Genomic DNA, 18167 nt, shown 5'->3' on the forward strand with positions numbered 1-18167 from the left:
CCGTCCATGCCTCTCAGGGTTTCTGAATCGCTTTCACAAACCCAGCCAGACGTCTGCAGGCTTCCGCAAGCTGCTCATCCGATGCCGCGCAGGATAAGCGCAGATACGGGCTGTATCCGAAGGCTGTTCCGGGGACGGTCGCAACATAGGCCTCGTCGAGTAGGGCTTCAGCGAAATCCACATCCGTGTTCAGCACACGCCCATTACCGGACGTACCACCAAGAAGTGCGCCGACACCCGGATAGACGTAAAACGCTCCTTCCGGGATGGCACAGGTCAGACCGGGGATCGCCTGAAGAGCGGCCACCATGGTATCACGCCGACGCTGATAGGTCTCACGCATCTGTTCAATGCGCTCCAGCCCACCATTCAGCGCAGCAACAGACCCCGCCTGCGCCAGCGTGCAGACGCCAGACGTTGTATTGCCCTGCACAGCAATCATCGCTTTGATGAGCGGCACCGGGCCACAGGCGAACCCGACACGCCATCCCGTCATGGCGTAGGCTTTCGCCATACCGTTGATGACGAGGATACGATCTGCCAGATCGGGAGCCACCTGAAGCAGGGACAGATGCTTGCGGCCATCAAACGTCAGATGCTCGTAAATTTCATCTGACATGATTAGAACATGTGGGGCTTCACGCAGGACATCGGCAATCGCCTCAAGATCCTGTCGCTCCAGAATGGCTCCGGTTGGGTTGTTGGGGAAATTCAGAACCAGCCAGCGGGTTTTCAGTGTAATCGCGGCTTTGATGGCAGATGGGTCAGGGCGGAAACCATCCTCTTCCCGGCAGGCTACTTCCACAGCCTTCCCACCCAGCATCCGCGCAATCAGTGGATAACTGACCCAGTACGGCGCAGGGACAATGACTTCATCGCCTTCCTCAAGTGTCGCCGTAAACGCATTATAAATAACCTGCTTGCCACCGTTCGCGACCATGATCCGGTCTGGTGTCGCAGCAATATCATTATCCCGTTTGAACTTCTGGATAATAGCGTCGATCAGTGCCTTCTGGCCGGGGATAGGCGGATAACCCGTATCCCCCGCCAGACCAGCCGCATAGGCCGCTTCGATGGCTTCCGGCGGTGATGGAAAATCTGGCTGCCCCAATGCTAGGGAAATGACATCCCTACCCTCGGCCCGTAGTTCACGGGCCCGCGCGGCCATGGCAATGGTCGCAGGCTTGGGAAGCGTTGCCAAACGGGATGCGATGCGGAACGTCATGACAGACCCTGACAGAACTGCTGGATACGGGTGCAGGCTTCCTTCAGAAGTTCCGTGCTCGTAGCATAGGAAATCCGGAAATACCCAGGCGTCAGGAAGGCACTTCCATGAACAGCCGCCACGCCCGTTTCATCGAGAAGCGCCGTCACAAAAGCTTCGTCACTATCGATCAGATGGCCGCCCTTACTCGTTTTGCCAAGCGTTCCCTCTATGGATGGGAAGACGTAAAATGCGCCTTCCGGCTTGGCACAACTCAGGCCAGGTGCTTCATTGAGCATGGACACCACAAGATTGCGGCGCTGCTCATAAACGCTCACCATTTCGCCAATGAAATCCTGCGGGCCTGAAACAGCCTCCTTGGCCGCAGCCTGTGCAATAGAGCATGGATTGCTTGTGCTCTGTCCTTGCAGCTTGATGAGCTGACGTGTCAGTTCCACAGGAGCCGCGGAAAAGCCAATTCGCCAGCCGGTCATGGCATAGGCCTTGGACACGCCATTCATCGTCACCGTCCGGTCTCGTAGACGGGGCTCGACCTGAACGAACGTCTTGGCGACGGCACCTTCATACATCAGCTTGGCGTACATATCGTCTGTCAGAATCCACACATGCGGATGCTCCATCAGAACGTCAGTCAGCGCTTTAAGATGATGCTCATCATAAGCTGCACCTGTTGGATTACAGGGTGAATTCAACATCAGCCATTTCGTCTTCGGCGTAATAGCTGCGCGAAGCTGGTCAGCCGTCAGGCGGAAACCGTTTTCAGCCGTCGTTTGAACCACAACAGGCGTTCCGTCCGCCAACGAGACGATATCAGGGTAAGACACCCAAGCCGGCGCCGGAATGATGACCTCATCACCTGCATTCAGGGTGGCAACCATCACATTGTAAATGACCTGCTTGCCGCCAGTCGAAACACAAATTTCCTCAGCACGGTAATCCAGATCGAAATCAGCGTTCAGCCGGGCAGCGACTGCTTCACGGAGCGGCATCGTGCCAGCAACGTCCGTGTATTTCGTCTCGCCGTTCTGGATAGCGCGAATGGCAGCCTGCTTAACGAAGTCGGGTGTATCGAAATCCGGCTCGCCTGCGGAAAGGCTGATGATGTCACGGCCTTCCGCCTTCAGGGCGCGGGCTTTCTGCGTAATCGCAATCGTCTGGCTCGGCAGGATACGGTTCAGACGGTCGGCAATGAAAGACATGATGGGTTCCTGATGGGCTTTATCGCGCAGGAACCCTACCGCTCCCGATAGGCATTTGACCACAGCCCATCTGCAGATGAGAGGTGCGTTTTTTACATAAAAAAAGCCGGATAACCCCCTTAGGAGCCATCCGGCCTTTTCACACTTCAACTTACCTGAATATCAGGCCAGCTTTTCCATTTCACGAACGACAGCCTGGCCCATCATATCTGTGCCAACGCGAGCCATCCCCGGAGACATGATATCGGCTGTGCGCAGACCACTGGCCAGCACGTTGGACACTGCCTTTTCGATCAGGTCAGCATCTTCTGCGCGATTCAGCGAATACCGCAGCAGCATCGCGAAGGAGAGGATCTGCGCCAGTGGGTTTGCAATGCCCTTGCCAGCGATATCCGGCGCGCTGCCATGGATCGGCTCGTACAGCGCATTGCGCTTGCCATCTTCACGGACAATGCCAAGCGTTGCAGACGGCAACATACCGAGCGAACCCGTCAGCATGGAGGCCAGATCGGATAGAATATCTCCGAACAGGTTGCCCGTAACAATCACATCAAACTGGTTCGGGTTACGAACGAGTTGCATGGCACAGTTATCGGCCAGCATGTGGGACAATTCCACATCCTGATATTCGCGCTTGTGTAGATCCGTGACGACTTCCTTCCACAGGAGGCCGCTTTCCATCACATTGCACTTCTCGACGGAGCAGACGCGATTACTGCGCTGACGGGCCATCTCAAAAGCAACGCGGGCGACACGTTCGATCTCGGACGTCGTATAGACTTCCGTATTGATCCCGCGACGGGACCCGTCTGGAAGCGTCTCGATGCCGCGCGGCTCGCCGAAATAAATACCACCGACCGTCTCACGGACGATCATGATATCGAGACCGCGAACGACTTCTGGCTTCAGGGCTGACGCATCAATCAGCGCATCAAAAAGCTGGGCCGGACGAAGGTTTGCAAAAAGTTCAAGCTCCTTGCGCAGCTTCAGAATGGCCACTTCAGGGCGCTTGTCGAACCCGACATGGCCCCAGGCCGGATCACCGACCGAACCAAACAGAACCGCATCAGACTTCCGGGCAAGGTCGATAACCTCATCACGGATAGGAACGCCATGGACTGCGAGGGAAGCCGCGCCAACGAGTTCTTCCGTGATGTCCAGTTTCAGGCCACGGTTTGCGTCCAGCCAGTGCACAATCCGTGCAACTTCACGCATGACTTCCGGGCCGATACCATCACCGGCAAGAACAAGAAGCTTGTGGGCTTCACTCATTTTGCAGTTCCCATGCTGATTGACGGCACCCATGCACGGCTGACCTGATGTTCAAAGCTGCTGATTTCCGCATCATGCGCCAGCGTCTGGCCGATATCGTCCAGACCCTCGAGCAGCATGTGACGGCGGAAAGGATCAACTTCAAACGGCACAACATTTCCATCCGGGCGGATGATGATCTGCTTTTCCAGATCGACCGTCAGACGGGAATTCGCACCCTGGCGTGCATCGCCCATCAGTTCGTCACAGATTTCCCGTGGCAGACGGATCGGCAGGATACCGTTCTTGAAACAGTTATTGAAAAAAATGTCGGCAAAGCTTGGCGCGATGACGCAACGGATACCGAAATCCAGCAAAGCCCAAGGCGCATGCTCACGAGACGAGCCACAGCCGAGGTTGTCATAGGTGATGAGGATTTCAGCATGACGATACGGCTCTTTGTTTAGAACAAAATCCGGGTTCTCGTTGCCGTTATCGTCGTAACGCTGCGCCGCAAAAGCATTCTTGCCGAGACCAGTGCGCTGGATGGTCTTCAGAAAGCGTGCCGGAATGATCTGATCGGTGTCGATATTTTCATTCGGCATCGGAGCCGCAATGGCGGTCAGTTCCGTGAACTTTTCCATCAGACGGTTTCCTTCATCAGCTCACGCACATCACATAGCGTACCCGTGACAGCCGCGGCCGCAGCCATGGATGGTGAGCACAGATGCGTTCTGCCGCCCGGCCCCTGACGGCCCTCAAAGTTACGATTGGACGTAGAGGCGCAACGCTCTCCCGGCGTCAGACGATCCGGGTTCATCCCCAGACACATCGAGCAACCCGCCTCGCGCCATTCAAAGCCGGCATCAAGGAAAATTTTGTCCAGCCCTTCGGCCTCGGCAGCCGCTTTCACAAGGCCTGAGCCCGGAACAATCATGGCGCGAACAGTCTTCGCAACATGCCGTCCGCGCACAACTTCAGCAGCAGCGCGCAGATCTTCCAAGCGACTGTTGGTGCAGGAGCCGATAAATACGACATCGACCGGCGTTCCGGCGATTTTCTGGCCAGCCGTGAGGCCCATATAATCCAGAGCGCGCTGAACCTGTGCGGCCTGTGCCGGATCCTTGAAATCAGAAGGAGACGGCACAACGCCATCAATCGGCAGAACGTCCTGCGGGCTATTGCCCCAGGTCACTGAAGGCACAATGTCTTCGGCCTTCAACGTCACTTCCGTGTCGAAATGAGCGCCTTCATCCGATGCCAGCGTGCGCCAGTAAGCACAAGCCTGCTCGAATGCTTCGTCCTTCGGGGCAAACGGACGCCCCTTCACATAGGCGAAAGTTGTTTCGTCCGGAGCGATCAGACCAGCCTTTGCACCGCCCTCAATGGACATGTTGCAGAGCGTCATGCGCCCCGCCATGTCCAAGTCGCGGATTGCAGAGCCAGCAAACTCGATCACATGGCCAGTGCCGCCAGCCGTACCGATCTTGCCAATAATGGCCAGCATGATGTCCTTGGCTGTCACGCCCGACCCCACTTTGCCCTCGACAGAAACACGCATATTCTTTGCGGGCTTCTGGAGAAGCGTCTGGGTCGCCATGACGTGTTCGACTTCTGACGTACCAATACCGAACGCCAGCGCGCCGAGCGCACCATGTGTCGAGGTATGACTGTCACCACAAACGATCGTCATGCCTGGTAGGGAAATACCCTGCTCCGGGCCGACAACGTGAACGATGCCCTGAGACGCGGAACGCAGCGGAAAATAGGGAACGCCGAACTCAGCGACATTCTTCTCCAGCGTTTCGATCTGGAGACGGCTTTCCGGCTCTTCAATCGGCTGGGAACGGTCGGACGTTGGGACGTTGTGGTCCACAACGGCGACTGTTGCGTCCGGACGGCGCAGGCGACGTCCGGCCATCCGCAGACCTTCAAAAGCCTGCGGGCTTGTCACCTCGTGAACAAGATGACGATCAATGTATAGGATGCACGTCCCGTCTTCGAGGCGGTCAACAACGTGATCGGCCCAGATCTTGTCAAACAGTGTTCTGGGCGAAGAAGAAACGGGCATCCTTATACTCCAACCTTGACTTAGGAAGCGGCTTTTTCACCAGCCTTCGGCAGATCGCGCGGGCGCTCTGCAATACGTGCAGACTTACCCGAACGGCCACGCAGATAGTACAGCTTTGCACGACGCACCTTACCACGACGCACCACTTCGATGCTGGCGAGAGACGGAGCGTACAGCGGGAACACACGCTCCACGCCTTCACCGTTGGAAATCTTGCGAACCGTGAAGTTGCTGTTCAGGCCCTTGTTGGAACGGGCAATGACAACGCCTTCGAAGTTCTGCACGCGCTCACGCGTACCTTCGACAACGCGGACGCCAACGCGAACCGTGTCACCTGCGATGAATTCCGGAACTGCGCGAGCTGCGGAAAGACGCTCGATTTCGCGCGCCTCGTACTGCTGGATAATGTTCATGACCAAACTCCTGGAAACAAAAATTCAATGAACCTGCTGTCGCGCCAGGTACGCATCCCACAGATCGGGGCGACGTGCCTTCGTGACGGCGATTGACTGTTCATGACGCCAGCGGGCGATGGCACCATGATTGCCGGAGAGCAGGATTTCGGGCACTTCCCGCCCATCCCAGACCGCCGGCTTCGTATATTGCGGGTACTCCAGCAGACCTTCGGCAAAACTTTCGTCCTGCCCACTCATCTGGGAACCCATCACTCCCGGTAAAAGACGTACGCATGCGTCCAGAAGCATCAGGGCTGGAATTTCTCCACCTGACAACACGACATCGCCCATACTGAACTGTTCGATGTCGTGCTTTTCCAGCACACGTTCGTCGATCCCTTCAAAACGCCCACACAGAACCACGACGCCCGGCCCTGCCACGAAACGCTCTGCATCCTCATGGGACAGACGGCGCCCACGCGGTGTCGGGTAAATGACTGGACGGCCATCCAACGCGGGAAGCGCCGAAAGAGCCGTGTCCAGAACATCTGCCCGCATCACCATGCCAGCACCGCCGCCGAACGGCGTGTCATCCACAGCGCGATGACGACCCAGTCCATGCTCACGCAGATCATGCGATTCACAGGACCAGATCCCGCGCTCTAGCGCCCTGCCCGCCAGGGAAAAACCCAGCGGACCCGGAAACATATCCGGAAACAGGGTCAGGATGTCAGCGCGCCAGCTCATGCCCGAACCTGAACCTCTCCGTCGAGATCACCTTCAACCTCGACTTCGATCGGCGGCACGACGGTCACGCGACGCTGCGCGAGATCGACATGCGGCACACAGGCCATCGTAAATGGAACAATCAGCCCCCGATCAATCTCGAGACTGACGCCAGCACCGTAGTCATGGACCACGGTAATGGTTCCAAGAACGTCGCCACTTTCGGAGACAGCCGTCATGCCAATCAGATCAGCATGATAGAACTCGTCTTCCTCAACGGCAGGCAGAACGTCGCGCGCAACATACAGCCGACGGTTGACAACCCGCTCGGCAGCCGTCCGGTCTGGCAGAGTGTTTCCCTGCCCGTCCGTCAGCGCTGCGACACCGGGAGAAACCCAGCGCGCCGTCCATGCCGCTCCATGCTCGTCATGCAGCACACCGATCGTTTCAACCGTTTCCGGATCGTCAGTGGCGCCATGCAGATGCACCAAACCGCGAACACCATGCGGGCGACCGATGGTGGCGATCAGAACATCACTGTCAGGGTTGAAGCGGGGCACGGGGTCAGGCGTCCTGATGCGTCAGCAGTTGATCAGCCGGCCGTAGCAGCAGCGGCAGCAGCGGCATCAGCAGCGCGCTTCTGTGCCTTTGCCTTCGGAGCGGACTGCTTCGGCTGCTCGCTGTATGTCGGCTTCGGAGCCAGACCAGCGTTACCAAGGAAGCGTGCAACGCGATCCGTGGCCTGTGCGCCATTGGACAGCCAGTGCGTGATACGCTCGCCATCGAGGCGGATACGGTCAGCATGATCGGAAGGCAGCATCGGGTTGTATGCGCCAACCTTCTCGATGAAACGGCCGTCGCGCGGGCTGCGGCTGTCAGCAACAACGATGTGGTAGTAAGGGCGCTTCTTGGCACCTGCGCGTGCAAGGCGAATCTTAAGGCTCATGAAAAACTCCTGAAGGACAAACTTGAAAACTTGAGACTGATCAGGCGAAAGGCGGGCGGCCACCAGGCTTACCCATCCCCTTCATCATATCAGCCAGACCACCTGCCCCACCCATGCCACGCATCAGGCCACCAAGGCCCATTTTGCTGATGCGCTTCATCATTGTGGACATGTCGTCAAACTGCTTGAGCAGACGGTTCACTTCCTGAACCGTCGTTCCGGAACCCGCGGCAATCCGCTTCTTGCGGGATGCCTTGATGATTCCCGGCGTCTTGCGTTCCTGCTTGGTCATCGAGGAAATGATGGCCTTGTGACGCTTGAAGATCGATGTGTCGATCTCCTTGTCACCCAGCATATCCTTGATCTTCCCCATGCCCGGAAGCATGCCGAGAATACCCGAGATCGACCCCATGCGGTTGATCTGGTTGATCTGGGAGACATAGTCATCCAGATCAAACTTGCCAGCGAGCATCTTCTTCGCGACACGCTCGCCTTCCTCGTGGTCGAGCGTTTCCGCTGCGCGCTCCACGAGACCAGCCACGTCACCCAGACCGAGAATACGACCGGCCACGCGTTCCGGATGGAATTCTTCAAGGGCTTCCAGCTTTTCGCCAGAGCCGGTCAGCTTGATCGGCGCACCCGTGATGGCCTTCATGGACAGAGCCGCACCACCACGGGCGTCACCATCCATACGGCTCATGACGACGCCGGTAATACCGACAGCCTCATTGAAGGACTTGGCCGTATTGACCGCGTCCTGACCCGTCATGGCATCCACGACCAGCAGCGTTTCCGCCGGGTTCGTGACAGCGCGAATCTGACGCACCTCGTCCATCAGGGCTTCGTCGATGGAAAGACGGCCTGCCGTATCGAGGATAACAACGTCGCAGCCTTCACGGCGCCCCGTATCGAGCGCGCGCTTGGCGATCTCTACCGGCGACTGTCCGGCAACAATCGGAAGAGCGGTGACACGCTTCGTGATGGCATTGACGCGCTCTGCCAACTGCTGAAGCTGAAGCTGAGCGGCTGGACGATAGACGTCCAGACTGGCGAGAAGAACCTTCTTGCCTTCACGCTGCGACAGACGCAGAGCAATCTTGCCCGACGTCGTTGTTTTGCCGGAGCCCTGCAAGCCAACCATCAGCACAGGAACAGGCGGCACCGCGGCGAGGTTCAGCGGAACTGCGCCTGCACCACCCAGCGCATCAATCAAAGCATCGTTGACGATCTTGGCAACAGCTTGACCGGGAGACACGCTTTCAAGCACTTCATGCCCGATAGCACGCTCGCGAACCTTGTTGACGAAGTCACGCACCCCTGGCAGCGCAACGTCCGCTTCCAGCATAGCCAGACGGACTTCGCGCATTGCCTCGGTGACATCACCCTCGGTGAGCTTTCCATTCTTGGAAAGTCCTTCGAGGACACCGGACATCTTGCCTGAGAGTTGATCGAACAACGGGCCACCTTATAGCAAACAGAAACGCGCCACTGCGCGAGCCTTCGCGATGTGGCGTGTCCGAAAACAGGACCGCTCTATCGACTTGTGACACTGACGTCAAGCAATAGAGCGGTGTTCTGTCAGAAATCAGGGGGCTGGCGGCGGACCGTCTTCCGGCGGATGCCCCATGATGGCATCCAGCTGCTCATGAAGCGAGCGGATCTTTTCCATCGTTGCATTCGCCTGACGACGCTGGTCGGGCGTCAGCATATCATGGAGCTTTTCCTGCGTTGCAAGCCGCGCCTGCGCTTCCTGCGCGTGCAATTCACTTTCCTGACGCGTCAGGTCTGTAAGCAGCGACCGATTCAAATCTCCTTCGGCGGACAGTTCTGTGCGGATCTTGTCACGGAGAGCTTTCAGCTTTTCATGCTGAGCCTTCATATCCTCATGCGCCTGCTTGAAGATCGTATGAACCTGAGCCTTCTGCGCATCCGTCAAAGTGATACCTGGTGGAAACGGAGGCGGCATATCGCCGGGACCGTGGTCGCCGTGTAGTCCCGCACGGGATGGAACGGACTGACCCGGATGGGCCCGAGCCAAAAGCGGCGCAGCAAGAAGCCCGACAGACGCAGCGACAGGGAGAAAAGCAAAAAGACGAAAGGCCGTCATGGATGTCATATCCTTGAGGGTTGTCGGAGACGGAAGCGCACTCCCGCTTCCCTGACAATCAAGATGACACGTTCCTTGTTACAAAACTCCCCCACTCCTGTTTCGAAACGTAAACCTCGTAGGGGTATGTAACCCATAACACCCCTTGACGTCCCTTCCTCCTCATTGCATGAAGCGCCCACATCCTGAAAACAGGATACGACTCTGCTTCTTTTTCTTAATTGGGGGCAGATGTCAGGAGAGGTGGCCGAGTGGTTTAAGGCAGCGGTCTTGAAAACCGCCGTGCGTGGAAGCGTACCGTGGGTTCGAATCCCACCCTCTCCGCCAAAACAATACGTACCCTCTTATAATTCAGGCGCATTCAATTACCGGCATTTCGTTAGAAACGGACAATTCCGGCTTACAGCGAAACATCTATGCGCAAGCAGCGACACCCGCGGTGGCAGATGTTTACTCTTTTTGCATAAAAAAACCTCCACCCGATACATCGGATGGAGGTTTGCTGCCTCTTTAGTAGAGACAGATTCCAGAGCACTTCAATCCCTGAAATCTACTCCTCATCAAAAGTCAGCGCTGCCCGGCAGAACGTGCGCCACCGCGTCGGCCAGCAGATCCGCGCACTGATGATGGCGGACCAGAACGGCGTCGGCCACCGCCACCATTTCCACCACCGCGCTGACCACCGCCACGCCCGCCACCAAGAACCGGAGGGCGCATTGTGGAATTCTGGGCCGCATCAGAGTGATAAGGATGATCAGTTACGACTGGAATAGCCTTGTCGATCTTCTTTTCAATGTCCTTCAGCCATGCGCGCTGCTCGGCATCGCAGAGCGAGACGGCCCAGCCATCACGTCCCGCACGCGCCGTACGGCCGATACGATGAACATAGGATTCAGGGACATTCGGAAGATCATAGTTAAAAACGTGAGATACGTCGTCGACGTCGATACCACGTGCCGCAATATCCGTTGCGACCAGTACCTTGACCGTGCCGTTGCGGAAACCCGACATGGCTCGCTCACGAGCGCCCTGTGACTTGTTTCCGTGAATGGCCTCAGCAGTAATGCCGTTCTTGTTAAGGAACTCTGCAACCTTGTTGGCTTCATGCTTCATCAGCGTAAAGACGACCGCACGCACAACGTTTGAGCTCTCAACAAGCATCAGCGTCGCGTCTTTCTTCTTCTCCGACTCAACGAACATGACAGCTTGGCGGATACGATCCACAGTGCTGGATTCAGGTGTAACCTGAACGGTTGCAGGGTCGCTCAGCAGGGAGTGCGCCAGATCACTGATGGACTGCGGCATCGTCGCAGAGAACAGAACCGTCTGACGACGCTCTGGCAAAAGCGCCATAATACGGCGGATATCACGAACGAAGCCCATGTCCAGCATCCGGTCGGCTTCATCAAGCACCAGAACTTCCAGAGCCGAGAGATCAATATACCCCTGCCCTACGAGATCCAGCAGTCGGCCAGGTGCTGCCACCAGAACATCGACACCACGACGCGTCGCTTCAATCTGCCGCCCCTGACCGACGCCACCGAAAACAACAGCATGAGACAGCTTCATGTGACGGGCATAAGCCCCAAAACTTTCGTCAATCTGGGACGCAAGCTCACGTGTTGGAGCCAGCACCAAAACGCGAACGGTCTTTGGCGCAGGGGGACGACGATTTCGCAGAAGGTAATCAAGGATCGGCAGAGCAAAAGCCGCCGTTTTACCTGTTCCTGTCTGCGCCAGCCCCAGAAGATCACGGCCTTCAAGAAGATGCGGGATTGCGCCAGCCTGAATAGGCGTGGGGGTTGTATATCCTTCTTCGGCAAGCGCCTTCTGGATTGGTTCGGCTAAATTGAGCTCTGCGAAACTGGTCATGGACCCCTCCTGAGGGATAACAAGGCCTGGCTCGCACAGCCCGAGCCGTACTTTGGGAGCACGAAAGGACGCCTGCTTTGAGCCTAGAGTTGATGAGAGACGGCTCTCAGCTGACTTCAGCCAGCATCATGACCATTTACCAGCTAGTGAGACCGGTTAAATTGGTCACTTCATTTTTCAAAAATGAATCATGAAGCCTGATACCTGAACGCCAAAACCAAATCAGCATGACGACGAAACCGTCAGCATCTCCCTGCTTTAAATGCCGGGATATCTGCGGATTGATGTAGGACACGTTCCCTTTCGCCGCAAGAGAAACGCACGCTCGATTCACAAAAAATCATTATTATTTCACGTGTTTTGCGAAACCGTGAATCATCTCACAAGAAAGAATGCAGCGGGAGAAAAGAATATCTTTCCTTTTTGACCAAGCAGAAAGGATATCCCTTCAAAAGCAAACTTAGCCGCGACTGAGCAGAAAGAGGGCCTGCTCGCCAAACAGATTGGCAAATCGGATTGACCGCCTCCAAGGCGCTTTCAGTCCGTCTTCATCCACAGCAAGCCATTGTTGGACAACATATCCATCTTCCTCACACAGAGCGAGAAAATCCCTGATCGTGCAGGGATGAATATTCGGCGTGGAATACCAAGGCGTACTCCAGACAGACGTCATAGGCATACGTCCGGTTGTCAGAAGCTGCAGCCGCAAACGCCAGTGCCCGAAATTCGGAAAAGAGATGATGGCATGACGGCCAATACGCAGCATCTGCCTCAGCACTTCTCGCGGACGCTCTACAGCCTGCAGCGTTCTCTGAAGGACAACATAATCGAATGCATCATCCGGATAGTGTGCAAGATCGTGATCTGCGTCTCCATGCATGACCGGTAGACCATGAGCGACCGACTGGGTAACACTCTGCATGTCAATTTCAATACCTCGAGCATCACAGCCCCGGGTACGAAACAGGTAGTCGATCAGAGTACCGTCGCCACTACCTACATCCAGAACGCGCGCTTTCGCGGGGATCATCTCTGCAATTAGTTGTTGATCAACGCGCATCAGAGTGCCTCCTCCCTGGTAAGACCGGCATGTTCGGCAGCACCATTCAGAAAACCTCTTACGGTTCGATCCAAATCAGGCTCATCTAGAAGAAATGCGTCATGCCCACGGTCACTTTCGATTTCCACAAAAGAGACGTTTGCCCCAGCTTTATTCAAAGCACGCACCAGCAGTCGGGACTGAGACGTCGGGAAAAGCCAGTCAGAACTAAAAGACACGACACAAAAACGCGTCTCGCACTTTCCAAAAGGAGCTGACAGATCGCCGTCATGCTCGGCAGCCAGATCAAAATAATCCATCGCCCGCGTAATCGTCAGATAGGAGTTTGCATCAAATCTTCGGACGAATGTTGACCCCTGATGCCGGAGATAACTTTCAACCTCAAACATTTCGCCAAACAGCGATGGACTGCTCGCTGCGGGAATGGCCGTAGCCGCTTCCTTACGAACACGCCGACCGAATTTTCGACTCAGAGCCTCTTCTGAGAGATAGGTGATGTGCGCCATCATACGCGCAACCCCCAGACCACGCGCCGGAATAGCACCAAAATCCCGGTAATGTCCGTCATGCCAGTGAGGATCTGCAAAGATGGCCTGACGACTGACCTCGTTAAACGCAATATTCTGCGCAGAATGAAAAGGCGACGTGGCAATGGGCAAAGCTGCGAAAACGCGCTCTGGATGATCTGCCACCCATGTCAGCGCCTGCATACCGCCCATTGATCCACCCACGACAGCAAAGAGGCGTTCAATTCCAAGATAATCTACCAGACGGACCTGAGAGGCCACGATGTCATGCATCGTAATAGGAGGAAACTCGCCGTCCCAGGCCTTACCCGTCTCGGTACAGAGGGATCGCGGCCCCGTAGACCCCATGCACCCCCCAAGGACATTCGGACAGATCACAAAAAAACGGTCCGTATCGATTGGAAGTCCAGGACCGACCATACGGCTCCACCAACCAGGCTTTCCCGTCAGCGGATTAGGCTCTGCAAGATACTGGTCACCCGTCAATGCATGACAGACGAGAATGGCGTTATCGCGGCTAGCAGATAACGTGCCGTAAGTGCAGTAAGCGACTTCCAGAGGTGCCAAATGAGCACCGCATTCCAGCGCCATCCCCTCTTCCAGACGCATGGTTTGATGCGTGTAGACAGGACCTTCCTCAACGGAAGAAGACACACTGCGATCCATCAGTTCCCACCTCGAATGCCTTCCGGGGCGGACGGTATGACATTGTCCCGGCGACACAGCAAATTTCTTTCTCGATTGACGATAAATTAACGTGCTTGAATTTTGTTAAGAAACAGTAAAAAAACATCTCATGCCAGATGGTCTTACAACTTGCGTTCGCCCCGGTCCTTCCGCTGGTTCCGTACGCCCCACCTCCCTTCAGGTCCTCGGATACTCAGGGACATTTGATGCCGCCTATTATCTGAAGACCAATCCTGACCTGAAAAATCTGGGGACAGCCGTTCTACGGCATTATCATCACTGTGGCTGGAAAGAAGGACGCAAACCCAACCCGTTCTTTGATCCACACTGGTATCTGAAACAATACCCGGACGTTCTTGGCGATCCTCTGCTTCATTACGTTATCGCTGGAGAAAAAGAAGGCCGTCAGCCTATCAAGTGGTTTGATCCGGCCTGGTATGCCCAAACCTATACCATTCCCGAGGGAATGCTGGCCTTGGCGCACTACCTGCTGAACCGACACACCCAGATCCTGCAGCCCATCGCAGAGTTTGATCCGGCTTTCTATCTTAAAGCTTACCCGGATGTCGCTGCGGCAGGGATAGACCCACTCGAACACTATATGATCCAGGGTTTTCGTGAGGCCAGACAGCCTTTTGAAGCATTTGATCCAGTCTATTATCGCAAGAACTATCTGCGACATGAGCCAGATACAAACCCTCTCCTGCATTACCTGGAAAATAGGCACAAACCCAGCATTCATCCTGCACAACCACAAAACGAACTCACGGTTTTCCGGGAAGTTCGTCGACGCAGCACGCCCGGACCACTGTTTGAAAAGACTCAACCTCTTCCAGAGAGTGCGATCCGCCGCGCACGTATCTTGGCCTATTATCTGCCGCAATATCACGCCACTCCGGAAAACAATGCCTGGTGGGGAGACGGCTTTACGGAATGGACAAACACGTCCCGCGCGCTCCCCCGGTTCGCTGACCACTATCAACCTCGCATTCCGCGCGACCTTGGCCATTACACACTGACGTCTCCAGATTTACTGAAGAGACAGGCAGACATGGCAAAGGCTGCGGGAATTGAAGGTTTCGTTTTCTATTTCTACTGGTTCAATCGCAAACGGCTTCTTGATGGACCGCTGGAAATGCTTCTGGCCAATCCTGATATTGATCTGCCGTTCTGCCTCATGTGGGCCAATGAAAACTGGAGCCGCAGATGGGATGGATCCGACAACGACATTCTCATTGCACAGGATTACCGGCCGGAAGACGATCATGCCCTGATTGATTGCTTTGCACGCCATATGCGTGACCCGCGCTATATCCAGGTCCAAGGTCGCCCTCTCCTCATGGTGTATAGGCCAGGGACTATCCCGGATGCACCTCAGGCTTTTGAAAGGTGGCGCAAACTTTTCAGAAAACGACATAACCTGAACCCGATTTTTGTCATGGGGCAGGCTTTTAACGCCGAGAACCCTCGTGATTTTGGCGTAGATGGAGCCATCGAATTTCCGCCCCATAAGGTCGTTGCGAATTGCAGTCTGATCAACGAACACGTGCAACTGATGGACGAAGATTTCCGAGGCCAGATTTATGATTACTCAGATATTGTCGAAAATGCTCTCAAACAGCCTCCGACATCCTACCCCCTGATACGGACCGCGGCACCCTCCTGGGATAATGATGCGCGCCGCCAGGGACAAGGACTGGTCCTGCACGGATCTACACCCAAACTTTATGAGCGATGGCTGACCGGCTTGGTCGATCAGGCTCAAAAAGAACGTTTTTTTGGCGAATCCATCGTCTGCATCAATGCCTGGAATGAATGGGCTGAAGGCGCATATCTTGAACCCGACGTACATTTTGGCAGCGCTTATTTGAATGCGACAGCCAGAGCATGCACGGGGTTTAAAAGCTCGCTAAACAAGGCCCGCCTCCTTCTGATCGGTCATGATGCATTTCCTGCAGGTGCTCAAAGACTTCTGCTTGAAATAGGCCGAACTCTTCGTGCGTCTTTTGGTGTGGATCTTCGCTTTGTGCTGCTGGAAGGAGGGGCGATGGTCGATGAATACAGACGTATTGCGCCCGTAGAGATTCTGTCCGTAACGTCTCCAGAAACAAAAAAAAGACTGAGCGTTCTGAAGAAAGAAGGCTTTCAGCAAGCCATTCTCAATAGCTCCGCATCATCACCACTAGCACCCGCCCTTTTTCAGAACAGCATTCCCTACACATTTTTGATCCATGAATTGCCGAATATCTTAAATATTCGCAAGCTGGTCAGTGAAATGCATAAGTGTTGTGACCTCGCCTCCTCTATTATCGTTCCCGCACAAATCGTTGCGCAACGACTTGGGTTGGAAAAACATCCCAAACTAAGCATCCTTCCACAAGGCCTGTATCAACCACCTGCTTTGAGCACATCTACACGACAAGCCATTCGTCAAAAACTAAAGCTGACAGAAACACAGTTTTTGGTGCTCGGAGCAGGCTATGCAGACATGCGAAAAGGCTTCGATCTTTTCCTGCAATTATGGCGTATTTTGCAAAATGACGCTCACTTCGTCTGGTTGGGAGGCATAGACCCTACCCTCGAAGATGGGCTCCGTTCAGAGCTTGATCTAGCCTTGACGTCAGGAACATTTCACATGCCCGGAAATGTGAAAAACATGTCGGACTGGCTGTCGGCAGCCGACGTTTTTGCCCTAACATCCCGCGAAGATCCCTATCCGTCTGTTGCTCTTGAAGCTCTCAGCGCAGGCTTATCCTGCACCGCGTTTAAAGACAGCGGCGGAATTCCCCCTTTTCTTGAAAGCTTGAATACAGCCGATACTAAGCATTCAATGGTTCCGCTCGGTGATATTAACGCAATGGCGAAAGCCCTTTTTGCGCTTGGCCAGCAATCAAAAAAACGACCATTTTCGCATCGCAAAAAAATAGCACGAAAAATGCAAAATCAGCTTCATTTCAAATCTTATGCTGAAGCTCTCTTACATAACGCATTCTCACAACTCCCGACCATTTCGGTTGTCGTACCATCCTACAATTACGCACGTTACTTAGAGAGTCGGTTGGTTTCTATTTTTACACAGACGCTTCCTATTCTTGAAATTATTGTTCTGGATGATGTCTCAACAGACAAAAGTGTAGATATCGCCCAGAATACTGCCAGAGAATGGCAACGCGAAATACGCCTTATAAAAGGGCGTAAACCTTCAGGTTCAGTTTTTCGTCAATGGGAAAAAGCATTCAAAGAGGCCCAAGGAGAATGGGTTTGGATCGCAGAGGCAGATGATCTCTGTGATCCACAGTTTCTGGAAAAACTTTTTGATGCCTTGCAACAGCACCCCAATGCTACAATGGCTTTCAGTGACAGCAGGTCCATTGATACAAATGGTGCTCCTCTTACCTCGTCTTATCGTAATTACTGCTCCGAAACGGCTGGGAGCATTTTAGATCATGACGGATATTTCCAAGGACGCGATTTTCTGAAGACGTGCCTCTCAGAACGCAATCTTATCCTCAACGTGAGCGGAGCCGTTTTCAAACGCGCGCCAATGCGCGCCGCTCTACGCAGATGCCAGCAAGACCTCAGAATACTCAGCGTTGCAGGAGATTGGCGTATTTATCTTGAGCTTTTGGACCAAGACGAAGCAGGCATCGTGTATGTTAAGCAATCACTGAACATTCACCGACGCCACGCAAATTCAGCAAGTCATATTCTTGATAAAAATCGGCATATAAACGAAATAAAGTTTATGCATAAAACTATTTCACAACGGATAGAACTTTCAAAGGAAAGAATAAAAGAACAAAAATTATATCAAAGGAAAATTATCGATCAATTTAACATCTAAATTGATCGATATTACTAGATATATATATGAATATTTATAAATACAAATATCTAAAGGATACTTATTGAATCGCAATGCTTTAACGCCTAATGACGCGCTCCATCAGTCGTTAAAGCATTGTTACGGTCGCGTTTATCCGCCTCATTCTGGAGAATGGCGCGCTTGAATTTTTCTTGAGGGTGATCTGGCTGCGATGCTGGGCTTTGCGACGAACAGAAAGAGCGCCATGCGTCACCCGGATGCTGGCGTTCTTGATC

The 18167-nt window shown here is 54.5% G+C and carries 15 protein-coding genes and 1 tRNA gene; 2 read left to right on the top strand and 14 right to left on the bottom strand.

Translation table 11 applies throughout. The features are described from left to right. Window positions 1-13 precede the first annotated feature (13 nt). The 11 genes from GJA01_RS02415 to GJA01_RS02465 form a co-directional block, all read right to left on the bottom strand. Window positions 14-1225, bottom strand: a complete 1212-nt coding sequence (locus GJA01_RS02415; protein ID WP_062505494.1) for a pyridoxal phosphate-dependent aminotransferase — start codon at window positions 1223-1225, stop codon at window positions 14-16. Next, window positions 1222-2424 carry a pyridoxal phosphate-dependent aminotransferase gene (locus GJA01_RS02420; protein ID WP_061933344.1) on the bottom strand — a complete coding sequence of 401 codons (1203 nt, stop codon included), beginning with the start codon at window positions 2422-2424 and terminating at the stop codon, window positions 1222-1224. The genes GJA01_RS02415 and GJA01_RS02420 overlap by 4 nt, the downstream gene beginning before the upstream one ends. Window positions 2425-2586: 162 nt before the next feature. Continuing rightward, the gene (gene leuB, locus GJA01_RS02425; RefSeq protein WP_062505491.1) at window positions 2587-3696 is read right to left on the bottom strand and encodes a 3-isopropylmalate dehydrogenase; all 1110 of its coding nucleotides are present in this window, start codon (window positions 3694-3696) and stop codon (window positions 2587-2589) included. Continuing rightward, on the bottom strand, window positions 3693-4319 hold the full coding sequence (gene leuD / locus GJA01_RS02430) for a 3-isopropylmalate dehydratase small subunit (protein ID WP_062505489.1): 627 nt from the start codon (window positions 4317-4319) through the stop codon (window positions 3693-3695). Before leuD ends, leuB begins: the two co-directional genes overlap by 4 nt. Next, window positions 4319-5746, bottom strand: a complete 1428-nt coding sequence (gene leuC, locus GJA01_RS02435) for a 3-isopropylmalate dehydratase large subunit (RefSeq protein WP_062505486.1) — start codon at window positions 5744-5746, stop codon at window positions 4319-4321. The genes leuD and leuC overlap by 1 nt, the downstream gene beginning before the upstream one ends. 20 nt (window positions 5747-5766) lie before the next feature. Beyond that, window positions 5767-6159, bottom strand: coding sequence for a 50S ribosomal protein L19 (rplS, locus tag GJA01_RS02440; RefSeq protein ID WP_010504000.1), 393 nt, complete (start codon window positions 6157-6159; stop codon window positions 5767-5769). Window positions 6160-6183: 24 nt separating this feature from the next. Then, window positions 6184-6888, bottom strand: a complete 705-nt coding sequence (trmD, locus tag GJA01_RS02445) for a tRNA (guanosine(37)-N1)-methyltransferase TrmD (RefSeq protein ID WP_061933346.1) — start codon at window positions 6886-6888, stop codon at window positions 6184-6186. Then, on the bottom strand, window positions 6885-7427 hold the full coding sequence (gene rimM / locus GJA01_RS02450; RefSeq protein ID WP_062505484.1) for a ribosome maturation factor RimM: 543 nt from the start codon (window positions 7425-7427) through the stop codon (window positions 6885-6887). The genes trmD and rimM overlap by 4 nt, the downstream gene beginning before the upstream one ends. A 32-nt stretch (window positions 7428-7459) precedes the next feature. Then, window positions 7460-7813: a 30S ribosomal protein S16 gene (gene rpsP / locus GJA01_RS02455; protein WP_007283494.1), complete on the bottom strand. Its 354-nt coding sequence runs from the start codon at window positions 7811-7813 to the stop codon at window positions 7460-7462. Between the two features lie 40 nt (window positions 7814-7853). Further along, window positions 7854-9269, bottom strand: coding sequence for a signal recognition particle protein (ffh, locus tag GJA01_RS02460; RefSeq protein ID WP_062505482.1), 1416 nt, complete (start codon window positions 9267-9269; stop codon window positions 7854-7856). A 129-nt stretch (window positions 9270-9398) separates the two neighbouring features. Further along, window positions 9399-9920: a Spy/CpxP family protein refolding chaperone gene (locus GJA01_RS02465; protein ID WP_253783438.1), complete on the bottom strand. Its 522-nt coding sequence runs from the start codon at window positions 9918-9920 to the stop codon at window positions 9399-9401. Window positions 9921-10157: 237 nt separating this feature from the next. Here GJA01_RS02465 and GJA01_RS02470 point away from each other — a divergent pair. Then, a tRNA-Ser gene (locus GJA01_RS02470) sits at window positions 10158-10247 on the top strand. Between the two features lie 240 nt (window positions 10248-10487). On the opposite strand, the gene GJA01_RS02475 is transcribed toward GJA01_RS02470, so the two are convergent. From GJA01_RS02475 to metX, 3 genes are all read right to left on the bottom strand, one after another. Further along, window positions 10488-11792, bottom strand: coding sequence for a DEAD/DEAH box helicase (locus tag GJA01_RS02475; RefSeq protein WP_010504041.1), 1305 nt, complete (start codon window positions 11790-11792; stop codon window positions 10488-10490). Between the two features lie 460 nt (window positions 11793-12252). Then, window positions 12253-12852 carry a methionine biosynthesis protein MetW gene (metW, locus tag GJA01_RS02480; protein WP_010504043.1) on the bottom strand — a complete coding sequence of 200 codons (600 nt, stop codon included), beginning with the start codon at window positions 12850-12852 and terminating at the stop codon, window positions 12253-12255. Further along, window positions 12852-14045 (bottom strand): homoserine O-acetyltransferase MetX, encoded by a 1194-nt coding sequence (gene metX, locus GJA01_RS02485; RefSeq protein ID WP_062505479.1) that lies wholly within the window; start codon window positions 14043-14045, stop codon window positions 12852-12854. The genes metW and metX overlap by 1 nt, the downstream gene beginning before the upstream one ends. Before the next feature lie 130 nt (window positions 14046-14175). Between metX and GJA01_RS02490 the strand changes: the two genes are divergently transcribed. Beyond that, window positions 14176-17910 (top strand): glycoside hydrolase family 99-like domain-containing protein, encoded by a 3735-nt coding sequence (locus GJA01_RS02490; RefSeq protein WP_062505476.1) that lies wholly within the window; start codon window positions 14176-14178, stop codon window positions 17908-17910. Window positions 17911-18167: the final 257 nt, after the last annotated feature.

It is taken from the genome of Gluconobacter japonicus, assembly GCF_002723975.1.
Classification (GTDB): domain Bacteria; phylum Pseudomonadota; class Alphaproteobacteria; order Acetobacterales; family Acetobacteraceae; genus Gluconobacter; species Gluconobacter japonicus.

Bases quoted from the DNA above. Each gene is read 5' to 3' on its own strand.
- GJA01_RS02490 (WP_062505476.1), top strand. From the start codon at position 14,176: ATGCCAGATGGTCTTACAACTTGCGTTCGCCCCGGTCCTTCCGCTGGT.
- leuC (WP_062505486.1), bottom strand. From the start codon at position 5,746: ATGCCCGTTTCTTCTTCGCCCAGAACACTGTTTGACAAGATCTGGGCC.
- leuB (WP_062505491.1), bottom strand. From the start codon at position 3,696: ATGAGTGAAGCCCACAAGCTTCTTGTTCTTGCCGGTGATGGTATCGGC.
- GJA01_RS02465 (WP_253783438.1), bottom strand. From the start codon at position 9,920: ATGACGGCCTTTCGTCTTTTTGCTTTTCTCCCTGTCGCTGCGTCTGTC.
- leuD (WP_062505489.1), bottom strand. From the start codon at position 4,319: ATGGAAAAGTTCACGGAACTGACCGCCATTGCGGCTCCGATGCCGAAT.
- trmD (WP_061933346.1), bottom strand. From the start codon at position 6,888: ATGAGCTGGCGCGCTGACATCCTGACCCTGTTTCCGGATATGTTTCCG.
- rplS (WP_010504000.1), bottom strand. From the start codon at position 6,159: ATGAACATTATCCAGCAGTACGAGGCGCGCGAAATCGAGCGTCTTTCC.
- metX (WP_062505479.1), bottom strand. From the start codon at position 14,045: ATGGATCGCAGTGTGTCTTCTTCCGTTGAGGAAGGTCCTGTCTACACG.
- metW (WP_010504043.1), bottom strand. From the start codon at position 12,852: ATGCGCGTTGATCAACAACTAATTGCAGAGATGATCCCCGCGAAAGCG.
- GJA01_RS02475 (WP_010504041.1), bottom strand. From the start codon at position 11,792: ATGACCAGTTTCGCAGAGCTCAATTTAGCCGAACCAATCCAGAAGGCG.
- rpsP (WP_007283494.1), bottom strand. From the start codon at position 7,813: ATGAGCCTTAAGATTCGCCTTGCACGCGCAGGTGCCAAGAAGCGCCCT.
- GJA01_RS02420 (WP_061933344.1), bottom strand. From the start codon at position 2,424: ATGTCTTTCATTGCCGACCGTCTGAACCGTATCCTGCCGAGCCAGACG.
- GJA01_RS02415 (WP_062505494.1), bottom strand. From the start codon at position 1,225: ATGACGTTCCGCATCGCATCCCGTTTGGCAACGCTTCCCAAGCCTGCG.